Origin of the sequence: Dialister micraerophilus (assembly GCF_947090205.1) — a bacterium.
Classification (GTDB): Bacteria; Bacillota; Negativicutes; order Veillonellales; family Dialisteraceae; genus Dialister; species Dialister micraerophilus.
Genome location: NZ_CAMUNF010000002.1, coordinates 133255 through 148103, shown reverse-complemented (window position 1 = coordinate 148103; position 14849 = coordinate 133255). Strand labels below are relative to the sequence as shown.

General features: G+C 33.5%; 14 protein-coding genes. 10 read left to right on the top strand and 4 right to left on the bottom strand.

All coding sequences use genetic code 11. The features are described 5' to 3' along the window. The 4 genes from P6922_RS02515 to P6922_RS02500 form a co-directional block, all read left to right on the top strand. The coding region (locus P6922_RS02515) for a YadA-like family protein (protein WP_276873984.1) at positions 1 to 2219 on the top strand (2219 nt) is incomplete at its 5' end. Positions 2220 to 2342: 123 nt separating this feature from the next. Further along, positions 2343 to 3215 carry an RluA family pseudouridine synthase gene (locus P6922_RS02510; protein WP_276873982.1) on the top strand — a complete coding sequence of 291 codons (873 nt, stop codon included), beginning with the start codon at positions 2343 to 2345 and terminating at the stop codon, positions 3213 to 3215. Continuing rightward, entirely contained in the window at positions 3193 to 4044 is an 852-nt protein-coding gene (pgeF, locus tag P6922_RS02505) for a peptidoglycan editing factor PgeF (RefSeq protein ID WP_276873980.1), read from the top strand. Before P6922_RS02510 ends, pgeF begins: the two co-directional genes overlap by 23 nt. Before the next feature lie 24 nt (positions 4045 to 4068). Beyond that, positions 4069 to 4881: an aldo/keto reductase gene (locus tag P6922_RS02500; protein ID WP_276873979.1), complete on the top strand. Its 813-nt coding sequence runs from the start codon at positions 4069 to 4071 to the stop codon at positions 4879 to 4881. A 45-nt stretch (positions 4882 to 4926) separates the two neighbouring features. Here the strand turns inward: P6922_RS02500 and P6922_RS02495 are convergent, their stop codons facing one another. After that, the gene (locus P6922_RS02495; RefSeq protein WP_276873978.1) at positions 4927 to 5865 is read right to left on the bottom strand and encodes a helix-turn-helix domain-containing protein; all 939 of its coding nucleotides are present in this window, start codon (positions 5863 to 5865) and stop codon (positions 4927 to 4929) included. A 153-nt stretch (positions 5866 to 6018) separates the two neighbouring features. Between P6922_RS02495 and P6922_RS02490 the strand changes: the two genes are divergently transcribed. Continuing rightward, positions 6019 to 7755: an ABC transporter ATP-binding protein gene (locus P6922_RS02490; RefSeq protein WP_276873975.1), complete on the top strand. Its 1737-nt coding sequence runs from the start codon at positions 6019 to 6021 to the stop codon at positions 7753 to 7755. Continuing rightward, a complete protein-coding gene (locus P6922_RS02485) occupies positions 7752 to 9473 on the top strand; it encodes an ABC transporter ATP-binding protein (RefSeq protein WP_276873973.1) in 1722 nt (573 codons plus the stop codon). Before P6922_RS02490 ends, P6922_RS02485 begins: the two co-directional genes overlap by 4 nt. A 55-nt stretch (positions 9474 to 9528) precedes the next feature. On the opposite strand, the gene P6922_RS02480 is transcribed toward P6922_RS02485, so the two are convergent. Genes P6922_RS02480 through P6922_RS02470 form a run of 3 tightly spaced genes read right to left on the bottom strand, consistent with a single transcriptional unit; the run spans position 9529 to position 11228 of the window. Beyond that, a complete protein-coding gene (locus tag P6922_RS02480; protein WP_007554236.1) occupies positions 9529 to 9759 on the bottom strand; it encodes a hypothetical protein in 231 nt (76 codons plus the stop codon). Then, positions 9752 to 10465, bottom strand: coding sequence for a metallophosphoesterase (locus tag P6922_RS02475; protein WP_276873970.1), 714 nt, complete (start codon positions 10463 to 10465; stop codon positions 9752 to 9754). Before P6922_RS02475 ends, P6922_RS02480 begins: the two co-directional genes overlap by 8 nt. A gap of 1 nt (position 10466) precedes the next feature. Further along, entirely contained in the window at positions 10467 to 11228 is a 762-nt protein-coding gene (locus tag P6922_RS02470) for a DUF4931 domain-containing protein (protein WP_007554138.1), read from the bottom strand. Positions 11229 to 11394: 166 nt separating this feature from the next. On the opposite strand from P6922_RS02470, the gene P6922_RS02465 reads away from it, so the two are divergent. The 4 genes from P6922_RS02465 (at position 11395) to P6922_RS02450 (ending at position 14829) form a co-directional block, all read left to right on the top strand. Next, positions 11395 to 12192 (top strand): amino acid ABC transporter substrate-binding protein, encoded by a 798-nt coding sequence (locus P6922_RS02465; protein ID WP_276873967.1) that lies wholly within the window; start codon positions 11395 to 11397, stop codon positions 12190 to 12192. A 74-nt stretch (positions 12193 to 12266) separates the two neighbouring features. Next, entirely contained in the window at positions 12267 to 12920 is a 654-nt protein-coding gene (locus tag P6922_RS02460) for an amino acid ABC transporter permease (protein ID WP_007554215.1), read from the top strand. 8 nt (positions 12921 to 12928) lie between these two features. Beyond that, a complete protein-coding gene (locus tag P6922_RS02455; protein WP_276873965.1) occupies positions 12929 to 13684 on the top strand; it encodes an amino acid ABC transporter ATP-binding protein in 756 nt (251 codons plus the stop codon). 113 nt (positions 13685 to 13797) lie between these two features. Further along, positions 13798 to 14829 carry an efflux RND transporter periplasmic adaptor subunit gene (locus P6922_RS02450; protein WP_276873962.1) on the top strand — a complete coding sequence of 344 codons (1032 nt, stop codon included), beginning with the start codon at positions 13798 to 13800 and terminating at the stop codon, positions 14827 to 14829. The last annotated feature ends 20 nt before the right edge of the window (positions 14830 to 14849 follow it).

Here is a 14849-nt window from a genome sequence, read left to right as displayed (position 1 = left end):
TTACGGATAAAGACGGTAATACCAATAAAACGACTGCCGGCGGTACGGTAATTCAAAATAAGGACGGTACGGAAAAGGTAGAAATAAAGAAGGACGGCATCACCATTACAGACGGTCCGGCTGCTAATCCGAAAAAGAAGATTTCTTTAACGAAGGACGGATTCGATAACGGTGGCAATAGAATTACCAATATCGCAGATGGAGAAAAGAATTCCGATGCCGCTACGGTAGGACAAGTGAATGCAGCCAAGAAAGCAGCAATGGATACATTAGCAGCAGGATTTGATGTCAAGGCCGGAACGGTAACAGGAACTGTTTCCTTAAAAGCCAATGAAAAACCGACTGTTGAATTTTTGTCAGCCGGAAACGGATTGTCTGTAGATTTGACAACTGATGCAGCAACTCATACGCAAAAAATTACCTATCGCTTATCGGATACACCGGTATTCGGTGAAAAAGCAGTACCGGGAGAAGCCGGTAAACCGGGTAAAGATGGTAAGGACGGGAAAGTAGAAGTTGTCGGGAAAGACGGAAGTGCTGTCGTTATCAACGGTAAAGACGGCTCTATCGGCTTGAACGGTACAAATGGAAAAGACGGTATCGGCATTAACGGCAAAGACGGCGGTTCTATCACCATTCACGGAACGAACGGAACGGACGGACAAGACGGACAAAACGGATTGACGATTCGCGGCGTTGACGGAAAGAACGGAGAAAAAGGTGAAAAAGGCGTAGACGGAAAAGATATCAATCGTATTGTGACGGTAGATCCGAACGGAACGAAACATCAATTAGCTACGTTGGATGACGGCTTGAAATTTGCCGGCGACAGCGGAGATGCTATTGCGAATAAATTGAATGAAACCGTTACTATTTCCGGCGGTGTAACAGATGAAACCAAGTTGTCTGATAATAACATCGGTGTGGTGGCTAAAGATGGAAAGCTTAATGTAAAATTAGCCAAGAATCTAACCGGTTTGGAAAGTGCTACGTTTACGGATAAAGACGGTAATACCAATAAAACGACTGCCGGTGGTACGGTAATTCAGAATAAAGCTGGCACAGAAAAGGTAGAAGTCACGAAAAACGGCATTACCATTATGGATGCCGGAGATGGTACACTTGCTCATCCGGGTAAGACGATTTCTTTGACGAAGGACGGATTCGATAACGGAGGCAATAAAATTACCAATATTGCAGACGGTACATCAGATAACGATGCCGCTACGGTAGGACAAGTGAATGCAGCCAAGGAAGAAGCGAAGAAGCATACAACCGTAGAAGCAGGAGATCACTTGTCGATTAAGGAAGAAACCGACAAAAACGGAGGTAAGAAATACACAATTACAGGACCGTCTATTACATCGGAAGATGGTAGTGTTACCGTTGAAGATAATACGGATAAAGGTAAGAAAATAGGTTACAAACTTTCTGTAAACACCGAGAAAATTGCGGAAAAAATCGGAAAAACGGAAATTGAATCGGGCGATACAAGCACAGCAGAAGTGACATCCACAAAAGATGCGAAAACGAATAAAACAACTTATAAGGTGAACGTGAAAGATATGCATGTCGAATCGGGTGAGATATCTTACGATAAAGGAGAAGGCACACTCACACTTAAGCATAAAGATGGAGAAAAAGTGGAAGTGAAAGGCATTCGGAATACATACACCGAAAGCGGTGAATATGATGAAAAAGGGAAGAGGATTAAATTTAACCGTAATGGCGAAAAACCTTTTTATGTGGATATGAGCAAGCTGGTTAACGGTATGAATTTCGGTATAGCAAAACTTGATAACAAAATCAATCGTGTAGGATCAGGAGCGGCAGCATTGGCGGCACTTAAGCCGTTGGAATTCGATCCGGAAGATAAATGGGATGTTGCTGTCGGTTATGGTAACTACATGGGTGCAAATTCACTTGCATTGGGTGCGTTCTACCGTCCGAATGAAAATACGATGTTCTCACTCGGAGGATCGTTCGGTGACGGAGAAAACATTATTAATGTAGGACTTTCCATGAAAGTAGGTAAAGGTATACAGAGATTTATATCTAAAGCGGAAATGGCAAACCGCATTGTAGAGCAAGATGCAGAAATTGCGCAACTTAAGGCAAAAGATGCACAACGTGAAGCAGAAATCAAGGCGTTAAGGGAAAAAGATGAACAACGTGAGTTACAGATGAAAGAAATTCTGAAAAAGCTCAATATGGCGTAATTTCTTAAAGATAAAACCTCGACAAAATGTCGAGGTTTTTCTTTTTTTATATCGGCGTTGTTTTATTGATATATGAATAAAAGTATATATATTTGTGTTATTATGAAATAAGCGAGGTGAATAATGAAAGCAGAATGGAAAGTTCCCGAAAAGTGGGACGGTTGTTCGATTAAAAAATTTATAAAAGGTTATTGCGGACTTTCTACAAATTTGTGGAAAAAAATAAAATGGAACGGTTCCGTCATTTTAAACGGAGTTCAAATATATAATGCAAATATCGTTGTACATGTCAATGATAAAGTTGTATGCGAGTGGAGTGAAGAAACCGATATTATTCCATCATGTATTCCGTTGAAAATTATATATGAAGATAATACATTATTGATTATAGATAAAGATGCAGATATGATTATTCACCCTACAAGCAAAACGGAAACGAATACACTTGTAAATGCAATTTCCGGATATTATAAAAAAAATAATCAAATGTCGGGAATACATCCTATATACAGATTGGATCGAAATACTACCGGATTGATTGTTGTTGCAAAATCTGCAAAATTACAATATGAATTGTCAAAAGAGCATGGAACTATAAAGCGTGAATATCTTGCTGTTGTAGAAGGCAGATTTAAAAATAAAGAAGGTAGCATTATTTATCCGATAGGAAGAAAAGAAGGCAGTATTATTGAATGGAAAGTAAGAGATGACGGAAAAGAAGCGAGAACCGATTATAAAGTGATTGAAGAGAAACCCTCATGTACATTGTTGAAATTACGTTTGTATACAGGAAGAACTCATCAAATACGGGTACATATGTCATTCTTGGGTCATCCTCTTATAGGTGATGATTTGTATGGAGGAAATTGTTCAAAACTGAAAAGACAAGCATTACATTCACATCATATTTCATTTATACATCCAGATACCGGTGAATGTATGGAATTTAAATCTCCTATGCCGGATGACATGTATGAATTTTTTGAAAATGAATAGAGATGATTTTATGAATTTAAACAAATTTGAAAATATAAGTTTTTTGTCTTTTTCAATATTTAAAAACAAGCCGTTAATTGCCGCAGTTTCTACAAGAAGCGGCGGAGTAAGCAGCGGACGGTTCGGTTCGCTAAATATGAAATTTCTGGAAGGCGAAAAATCTGAAAATGTTGTAGAAAACAGAAAAAGATTTTTAAAAGTTTTTGATATTTCATATAAAAATATTATTGCTTGCGATCAAGTACATGGAGTTGAAATTAAAACGGTTACGGGAAAAGATAAAGGAAAAGGCGCTTTATCTCCAAATAGTTGTTTTCATGGATATGACGGGTTGATTACAAATGAATTGAATGTTCCGCTGACAATGTGTTTTGCAGATTGCACTCCGATATTTCTATATGACAAAGTAAATAATGTTATTGCACTTTGTCATGCGGGGTGGAGAGGTACTGTAGGAAATATAACGGGAAAAGCGGTGGATATAATGAAAACCGATTTCGGTACAAATCCTGAAAATATAGTAGCCGGAATAGGACCTGCGATAGGTCAAGATTCGTTTGAAGTGGGGAAAGAAGTATATGAAGAATTTTTGAAAATATTTGATAAAAATGAAATGAATTTGATTTCATATGAAGGTAATAACGGGAAATATTTTATCAATTTGGAAAAAGCCAATGAATTATTGTTGGTAAAATCGAAAGTAAATTCAAAAAATATTGAATGCGCCGATTTTTGTACAAAAACACATAGCGATATTTTGTATTCATATAGAAAAGATAACGGTAAAACAGGTAGACATATGGCGGTATTTATGTTAAAAAATAGATAATGAAAAATAGGGGAATAAATTATTATGATAACTGTGAAATTTGAAAATAAGGTGAAAATGCCGAGGTTGGGACTCGGTGTATGGCAATGCGGAGACAAAACCGAAGATGCGGTAAAGTACGCATTACAGGCCGGATACCGTCTTATAGATACTGCAGCGGAATACGGTAATGAGAAAGCTGTGGGAAAAGCTATTCGTGAATCCGGAGTTCCGCGAGAAAAAATATTTATAACTACAAAATTATGGAACTCGGATATAAGAAAAGGTCGTGCAAAAGAAGCTTTTTTCGACAGTTTTAAAAGATTGCAAACCGATTATATAGATATGTATCTTATACATTGGCCTGCGGAAGGATTTCAAAAAGCATGGCAAGATATGACTGAGATTTATCATGAAGGTTGGGTACGTGCAATCGGAGTGTCGAATTTTCAAATACATCATGCAAAAGAACTTGAAAATGCTTCTGATGTAATACCTTTTGTAAATCAAATCGAATCGCACCCGTATTTCAATAATCAGGAATTGATAGATTATTGCCTTGAGCATAAAATAGAAGTTACGGCATACAGTCCGTTAGGCAGCAATGAAAATGGATTGCTGGAAGATCCGATACTTATGAGAATAGCAAGAAAATACGGTAAAACAGTTGCACAAGTAATACTCCGTTGGAATTTACAACGTGGAATTACATCAATCCCGAAATCTGTGAATAAAAAAAGAATAGAAGAAAATATAAATATATTCGATTTTGAATTATCTTCAGGAGATATGAACAAAATATTTGCATTGAATAAGAATGAAAGAGTATCGGCAGATCCGGATAATTTTAACTTTTAAAATAAAATGACCTCAAAAAGAGAATAAAACTTTTTGAGGTCATTTTTATTTGTTTTTTCTGGCATCTTTAGGACTTTGTCCCTTGTATCTTTTGTATAAAGCCGAAAAACGCCCGGGTGAACTGTATCCTACTGCTTTTGCAATATTTTTGATGTCTATATCGCTTGTCATGAGTAAATTTTCGGCAAAGTTTATTCTTTTTCTTTGCGTATATTCGGTAATACTCATGTTATGTATTTTTTTAAAAGTACTTTTCAATTTAGTGCCGCTCATCATTGCGATTTTTTCAAGTAATGATTGAGGTATTTTCATTGAATAATGGTCATTTATATAAAGACAAACTTTTTCAATTGCTTTTTTATCCGATAAAGGAACGGATTTTTTATTTTTACTTTTTAAAAAAGCATTGATTGTAATACTGAGCCATTCTTTGGCGATACCTTCAAAAAATAAATCTGCGGCAGGTTTTTCCATGGTACAGTTTAATATTTTATTTGCAAGTTTTTTTATAGGTTCGGTTATGGTATCTCTTGTTGAGAGAAATACATGTGATACGTTATCTCTTTTAAGTTGCAATGATTCCACAACATATTTTTTCAACATATTTTCTTTAAATTTTAAACTTACTCCGTAAAAAATTGAATTCTTGTGGAAAATATAATTGTTTTCACGAAATACATCCATAATCAATATTGTATTAGGTCCTATATTTTGATATGGTGTGTCCCATTCTCCGTTGCAAGAAATAATATAGTTTGAAATCAAAGATAAGTAATCGGATAAAATTTCAGATTCGTTAAAAACATAATCTTCTTTTATATACATATTATGAATATCTATATAAAAATCTTTTCCTTCGTAAATCCAATATGTTCCGGAATATTCCGAGTTATTACATGAAAAAGTTTTTCCGGCAGGACTGTATAAAGGGGTTTCTGCAAGTTGTAATCTGAATTTTTTTATTAAATCATCAAAATTTTTCATAAATTATCCTATCACGATTAGACGATAAAACGATTAATCTTATTTCTGTGTTTTATTGTAACATGTAATTTTCGTTGATACAATTTAAGTATAAGCTGTAAAAATAATATTGGATTTGATTTATATCTGTCTAATTGTTATATAGGAGGGTTTATGGAAATTTATAAAAAAATGTTTAAATATGTACCGGAAAAGAAATGGTACATTGTAATATCCGTAATATGTTCTGCGCTTTCCGCATTTTTGACTGTAGGTGCATATTATTATGTTTATGAATTTTTAATTAAGCTTTTGAGTTTAAACTTGCAAAGTGCTTGGGATGCGGGAATGAAAGTGGTTTTATTATTGATTTCAGGTTCGATTGTTTACTATATATCTGTAATTTTATCGCATATATTCGCATTCAGACTTGAAACTAATTTAAGAAAGTACGGTATAAATTTGTTGAGTAAGGCAAGTTTTAAATTTTTTGATTTGTATCCTTCGGGTTTGGTAAGAAAATTGATAGATGATAATGCTTCAAATACTCATACTGCCGTTGCTCATCTTATACCGGATAATGCAAGAGGGATGTTTTCGCCGTTGCTTGCGATAATGTTAGGATTTTTTATTGATATTAAACTAGGAGTAACTTTGCTTGCACTTGTGGGAATTTCAGTTTTCATTTTAAGCAAAATGATGGGTGAACAAAAATTTATGGAAAAGTATCAAAAATCATTGGAAGTGCTTAGTGATGAAACTGTTGAATATGTAAGAGGCATTCAGGTAGTAAAAATTTTTAGAACTTCAATAACTACATTTCGTTCTCTCTATGAAGCTATAATGAATTATTCGAAGAATGCCTATGAATACGCACAGAGTTGTAAGATACCTTATACAATTTATAATTGGATTTTTTTCGGTTTGGTTTGCATTGTTTTGCCTGTTTTGTTTTTCTTTGAAGATATTGTAAATATAGATATACGAATTCTTGTCGAGCTACTTATGTTGTTCTTTTTGACAGGAGTTATTTTTGCTGCATTCATGAAAATAATGTACATAGGAATGCATACCTTTCAGGGGAGTGAATGTATAAGAAAACTTGAAGATTTATATGAATCTATGGAAAAGGAAAGAATGGTATTCGGCTCTGTTTCTGAATTTAAAAATTATAATATTGATTTTGAAAATGTAACATTTGCATATAAAGACAGAAATGTAATTGAAAATTTAAGTTTTTCACTTGATGAAGGTAAAATTTATGCATTGGTCGGAGAGTCCGGCAGCGGAAAAACAACGATTGCAAAATTAATTTCAGGTTTTTATTCGGTAAATGAAGGTGTAATAAAGATAGGGGATATACCAATACAAAATTATTCATATGAAACTTTATCTAAGAATATTGCATTCGTATTTCAAAACTCAAAATTATTTAAAACGGATATATACACAAATGTAGCTATAGGCAGAAAAAATGCAACACGAAAAGAAGTTTTGAATGCACTTCATTTAGCATCTTGCGATTCGATTTTAGACAAATTGCCCAATCGTGAAAATACTGTAATCGGAAGTAAAGGTATAAATCTTTCTGTCGGAGAAAAACAAAGAATAGCTATAGCACGTGCAATATTAAAAGATGCAAAAATAATTATAATGGACGAAGCATCCGCATCGACTGATCCGGAAAATGAATATGAAATACAAAAAGCATTTAAATCATTGATTAGAGGAAAGACGGTAATCATGATAGCGCATCGGTTATCAGCAATTAAAAATGTGGATGAAATTCTCGTGATGGAAAAAGGAAAAATTATAGAAAGAGGAAGTGATTTGAGTTTAAGCAAGTATGAATCAAAATATGATGCCTATAAGAAAATGTACGGCAAAGCAAATGAATGGAGGCTTGTATGATAAAATTCTATGAACAAAGATTTGCACTTACAAAGAAAGGTGCAAAAGGACTTACAAAAGCTACAATGCTTTCACTTATAGTTTATTTTATACAAATGCTTCCGGTTATATTGCTTATGAAACTTTGCGACGATATTCTGAAAGGGGTATTATCCGATGCAGGTTTATACAGCATATTATCAATAATTATTTTGGTGATTTTATATCCGGCACTTTTAAAGGAATATGATTTATTGTATAACGCGACTTATAAAGCAAGCGCAAATTTACGTATAGATACGGCAGAAAGAATGCGTAAGTTACCGTTATGGTATTTTTCCAGACACAATATTTCCGATATGACGCAAATGATTATGAGTGACATTACAGGAATTGAACACGCGATGTCACACAGTATACCTAAAGTATTCGGATTTATAGGGTTTTTTATTTGTATATCCGTTTTAATGTTTTTTGAAAACTTGAAAATGTCAATAGCGGTTATAACACCTATTTTATGTAGTTTTGCATTTATACTTTTATCACGAAAGATGCAAATAAAAATACATAACAAATATTTCAAACAATTACGAGAAAATTCAGAAGCATTTCAAGAGACTATAGAAATGCAACAAGAAATAAAAAGTTATTGTTTGAGTAAATATATTAATAAAAAGCTTAATAAAAAAATGGATTTGTCCGAAAAAATGCATTTAATCGGAGAAATCAAGCAGTCTGTAATAATGATTTTTTCTATTTTGGCAGGTTACTTGGGGGTTGGAGTTGTAATTATAACCGGAACATATCTTTTGATGACGGAACAGATAACTCTCGTTTATATGATAGGATATTTCCTTGCAAGTTTAAAATTTAAAGAAATAGTAGACTCTTCCGAAGAAAATATAATGGAAATTTTATATCTTACACCTAAAATCGAGCGTATACGTGAAATGAAAAATGTTGAAACGGAGGAGGGTAAAGATTTTGAATTTTCAAATTTCGACATAGAATTGGAAGATGTAGAATTTTCTTATGAAAAAGGCATAAAAGTTTTGAATGGTGTATCGTTTAAAGCAAGACAAGGAGAAGTTACTGCAATTGTAGGGAAAAGTGGTTGCGGCAAAAGCAGTATTTTGAAATTGATATCTAAACTTTATGATTATGATAAAGGAAAAATAATTATCGGCGGAAAGAATATAAAAAATATTTCTACCGATTCATTGTTTAAAAATATTTCAATGGTATTTCAAGATGTTGTGTTATTTAACACTACAGTTTATGGAAATATTTTGATTGGACGTAAAGATGCAACGAGAGAAGAAGTATATGAAGCAGCAAAACTTGCAGGTTGCGATACTTTTATAAAAAAGCTTTCAGATCAGTATGAAACTGTTGTGGGTGAAAACGGTGCAACATTGTCAGGCGGAGAAAGGCAGCGAATTTCTATAGCACGTGCATTTTTAAAAAATTCTCCGATTTTGATATTGGATGAATTTATGGCAAATCTTGATATAGAAACTGAAAAGGAAATACAATTAAGTCTTAATGAATTGATAAAAAATAAAACCGTTATAGTAATTTCACATAGAATGAAATCCATAGAAAAGGTAAATCATATAGTTGTTATAAACAACGGAGTTGTAGAGTGTGAAGGAACTCATGAAGAATTGATTGAGAAATCTTTTGTATATAATGAACTTTTGAATAAATCGAAAATGATAGAAGATTTTATTTATTAACCAATAAAAAAAGACCGTTTGAAAAATTAATTATAATTTCTCATTCGGCCTTTTTTTACATTGTTCGTTTTCCGAGTGAAGGGTGATTTACCTGTTTAAGACTGCGTTTTTCTATAAGAGTCAATGCTTTTTGCATACTTATATCTTCTCTTTTGTCTTTTGTTTCATATACAAGCAAAGGATTGTCCGTATTTAATTCACTTGCGGGAAGGTATACATATTCTTTTAAAAAGTTATCACCGTAAATGAATCCTGACAAAAGTTTGCTTTCTGCAACCTTATGCATCGGTATCCTCCAAATTACATATAAATAAAGGTTTGAAATTCAAGTAGTCTGCTGAAGTAAGATGAAGACGTATTCCGTCCACTTCGCTCGGAATGTTGTAAAAATGAGGATTGCCGTGGATATGTCCGTAAATACAATCGGTTGCACCGTATTTTTTCATTATATCGTGCATATGAGTTGGATTACGTGCTTCATCATAAGGTGGATAGTGAAGGCATGCAATAATACGCTCGCAAGGAAGTTTTTGTGCGGAAATTAAACCTCGCTCCATGCGTCCTTCTTCACGTGCCAAAATTTTTTCATCATCTTTTGTAAATTTTCGTGAAGTTTCCGCTATCCAACCTCTGGTACCGGTGAGAGCTATTTGTCCTACTTTTATAGCACAATTATGAATGAATTCAAACTTACCTTGCGTCATTTTGGTCATTTTAGTAACCGTATCCCACCAATAATCGTGATTACCTCTGACAATTATTTTTCGCCCGGGAAGATTTCCTATCATAAGCAAATCTGAAATGGCAGTTTTTAAGTTCATAGCCCAAGATAAGTCACCTGCCAAGATGACGGTATCTTCAGGTTTAATCGTTTCGAGCCATGAATTGACAATTTTTTGGCGATGATTTTTCCAATGATCCCCGAAAATATCCATCGGTTTGGTAGGAGGATCGCCGGAAAGATGAAAATCGCTGAAGGCATATAATTTCATATTAAACTCCGAAGTATTTTCCAGAAAGAAGCAGTTTTTTTATAATATTTCTGTTCTTATCTGAAAGTGTATTTGTTATGTAATATCCTCTGTGTAAAGGATTTGTTGTAATAATCGGAATAATTTTTGCGTGAATTTTCTCCAAATTATAAAAGAAAATATTGTAACTTGTGCAATTTATAGGAAAATCGTTTAATAAAAATTTTGCACAATTTTGTATTGCATCGGCAAAATTATTTATATTTCCGTCTTTATTTAGTGTAACGGTAAATTCTCCGATTCCGTAAATAGGCACATTTGAAAATTTTAAAGTATAATCGCAATTTTCATTTATAATTGGACCTGAAAAATTTTTCTCATCAATATTCAGTTTATAATCATAGTCTTTAAAACCCATTATTTGTGAGTGAGGATGTCTTTGAGAACCTCCGGAAAAAGGTCCGTAATTTCTGAAACAGATTACTGACTTGAATTTTCCGCTCGAGTCTGTTTTCAGCCATTTGTCAAATAAAAAAGAAAAAACATCGTGCAATTTATCGGAATTATATCGAGTAAATTCATCATCGTGTTTTTCAGTTTCAATTATAACCGTAGGCCATGTTCTATCCAGTACGGGATATTTATTCATAAGCCAAATTATATCGTTTTTACGTTCAAGAATATTTGTCAAAGTATCTCTTCTGCAAAAAGGACATTCTTTTTTATTTGAATAGTAGGGTTTTTTATTTCCTATGTCTAAATTGAAAACAACAGATTTTTGCATATATTATTCCTCTTCGGTTATTATAGCATACCGAAATAAAAGGTAATTAAAAATAATTCATCGGAAAAATAAATAAAAAATTATTGACAAAAATAATACTATAAGATATTATTGTAATATAATACTTCATTAACTAAGTAAAGTAATAAAGAAATCAGGAGGGCTTATGAAACAATGGAAGAAAATGTTGGTGGTCGGTATGGTGGCTGCCGGCGTTGTAGGGCTGGTTGCAGGCTGCGGTTCGGATTCTGCAAAAAATGACAGTACTCAGAAGCCCAAGAAGATTATTGCGGGTTTGGATGATACGTTTGCACCGATGGGATTTCGTGATGAGAACGGAAATATTGTAGGATTCGATGTGGATATTGCAAAAGCCGTATCAAAAGAAATCGGTGTTGAAATTGAATTTAAACCGATTGATTGGGCAAGTAAAGAAAGTGAATTGAATTCGGGACGTATAGATTGTATTTGGAACGGTTTGAGTATAACGCCCGAGCGTGAAGAGAAAATGGATTTTACAAATCCTTACATGAACAACGACCAAATTTACGTTGTTATGGACAATTCAGATATTAAATCTGCAAGTGATTTGAAAGGTAAACGCATTTGTTTCCAGGAGGGATCGACTGTAGACCTTGCTTTGAATAAGAATATGGATTTACGACATTCGTTCGGTGAAATCAAGACTTATCCGGACTTCACTTCATGTTTCCTTGATCTTGATGCAAACAGAGCGGATGCGGTTTTAGTTGACGGAATTTTGGCAGATTATTATATGACAAAATCTCCGGGTAAATATCGTAGATTACCGGAAAAATTATCAACGGAACCGTTTGCAATCGGTGTGAAAAAAGGTAATGAAGAGATAGTAAAAATGTTAAACGAAGGAATAGAGAAAGTTAAAGCAAGCGGAGAAGCCGCAAAAATTTCTCAAAAATGGTTCCAACGTAATGTAATCGGATGAGACTTGAAAGAGGAGCGTAACAACGCTCCCTTTTGTTTTGTTTTGTTTATCGGTTGTTGAAGAAGGGTGAATAAATGTCTTATATACAAGGAATTTTACCGCAAATGATTAGCGGATTGGGTGTGTCGGCACAAATTTTTATAATAACTTTGGTATTATCTCTTCCTTTAGGTATACTTTTATCGTTATTGCGTGTATCCGGTGTTTCCGTTATAAAAAATTTGGCCGGTGTATATATTTACATAATGCGAGGTACACCGCTTATGTTGCAAATATTGTTTATATACTACGGATTACCGTTGATTTTGGGAAATTCGTTTCAAATGAATGATTTTTCATCTGCAATTATCGCATTTGTAGCAAATTATGCAGCTTATTTTGCAGAAATTTTCAGAGGCGGTATACAATCCATCGGTAAAGGGCAGTACGAAGGAGCACAAGTATTGGGATTTAATTATAGTCAAACAATGAGATATATAATTTTGCCTCAAGTGGTAAAAAGAGTCCTTCCGCCGCTAGGAAATGAAACTATTACATTGCTTAAAGATACTTCGCTTGTATATATTCTTGCCATGAACGATCTTATGAGAGTTACACGTTCAATCGTTCAAAGAGATTTTGATACAACGGCATTTTTGGTAGCAGGAGTGTTTTATCTTGTATGTACATTTGTGCTTACTAAAATACTTACTTGGCTTGAAAATAAATATGCGGTATATAGTGAATGAGGTGTGATATGAAATTTATTGAAATGAAAAATATATACAAAGCATTCGGCGAACATGAAATTTTAAAAGATGTAAATCTTTCCGTAGACAAGGGACAAGTTGTATCTGTTATAGGTCCGTCGGGTGCCGGTAAAAGTACATTACTCAGATGCCTTAACAGATTGGAAGAAATAAATAAGGGAAGTATTTATATAGACGGGGAATGTCTTGCAAAAGAAGAAAACGGAAATGTAATTTATGCCGACGAAAAAATGTCAAAAAAGTTACTTGGTAAAACAGGAATGGTTTTTCAGTCATTTAATTTATTTCCACACATGACGGTTGCAGAAAATATTATTGCGGCACCTGTATACGTAAAGAAAATGAAAAAAGAAGTTGCACTTGAAATTGCGAAAGAAATGCTTGCAAAAGTAGGCCTTGAACAAAAAATGAATGCATATCCCGGGAATTTATCGGGAGGACAAAAACAACGTGTTGCAATTGCACGTGCGCTTGCAATGAATCCTGAAATTATTTTGTTTGATGAACCTACTTCGGCATTGGATCCGGAACTTACAGGTGAAGTTCTTAAAGCAATTAAAAGACTTGCAGAAGAAAAAATGACAATGATTATAGTTACTCATGAGATAGCTTTTGCAAGGACGGTATCGGATAAAATAATATTTATGGTAGACGGATGTATTGAAGAAGAAGGAAACAGTGAAGAAATATTCAATAATCCGAAAAGCATAAGAACAAAAGCTTTTTTGAAATCAGTTTTGTAATAAAAAAAATACCGATTTTACAAATAGAATAACGGTAAAATCGGTATTTTTTATTTTAAGTGTTATACTATATTAAAGTATGCGGTAAACTATAATTTTAAAAAGGAAATATAATGAAATCTTTTAAAAATATTTTTATTATACTTATGCTATTTACTACAATTTTAACTGCAGGTTGTTCACGAGTATCCGTACATGTACAAAAAGCCGAATTTACAAAAAAACCTTTTGTATATGAAGAAGAAATAAAAATGGAAGCTTCGCAGACAATACCGATTATTCCCATCGTATCAGGAAAAATAATTTCAGGTAAGCCGGATATAGGACAAAAAGTAAAAGCCGGAGATATTTTGTTTAAGTTGGATACTTCAAAATATGAAGAAGAACTTTCATCACTTAGCAAAAAAAGTGTAAATAACGAAGTTTCCGAAGAAGATGATCCGGCCGCACTTTCATTGGTTAATCAAGGAATAATTACAAAAGCTGAATATAATAAACTTATGCAAAAGAAAGGAATAAAACATTCAAACAATGCAGTAAATGAAATTCAGTCGCAAGCGAAACTGAATACAATTGCAAAAATTATAGAAGAATGTACCGTAAAATCTCCTATAGACGGAGTCATTTCCGAATTGTTTATAGGAGAAAATCAATCAGTAATGTCAGGTAAACCGGCACTTATCGTAAGTCAAAATGCATATGTTTGCGGAGAAATTTCATTACCGGAAAATATTGGAGATGCTCTCGAAGAATCGGGTAAATTAAATAAATTGAAAGTACAATTGATTGACGGAGAAAATACGATAGACGGGGAATTTAAAGTAAATAAAGCGGAAAACGGACACAAAACATATAAAGTAGAATTTAAAAATAAAGATAATAAATTGAAAGTAGGAAAAAAATATAAAGTACATATAGAAACAGAACGTGAGATACCATGTATTATGCTGCCGATAAAAGCACTTATAGGAGAAGATACCGTAGCAATAGTAACTGAAAGCGGACTTGCAGATATGAAAACGGTAAAAGTGGCTTATAATGACAATAAAAATATTTTTATCATAGACGGCATAAACGAAGGTGAAGATGTTATTGTAAATCCGCCAAAAAATTTGGAAATAGGTGCACAAGTAAATGAAGTTTAAAAAATCCGTATTTACGGATT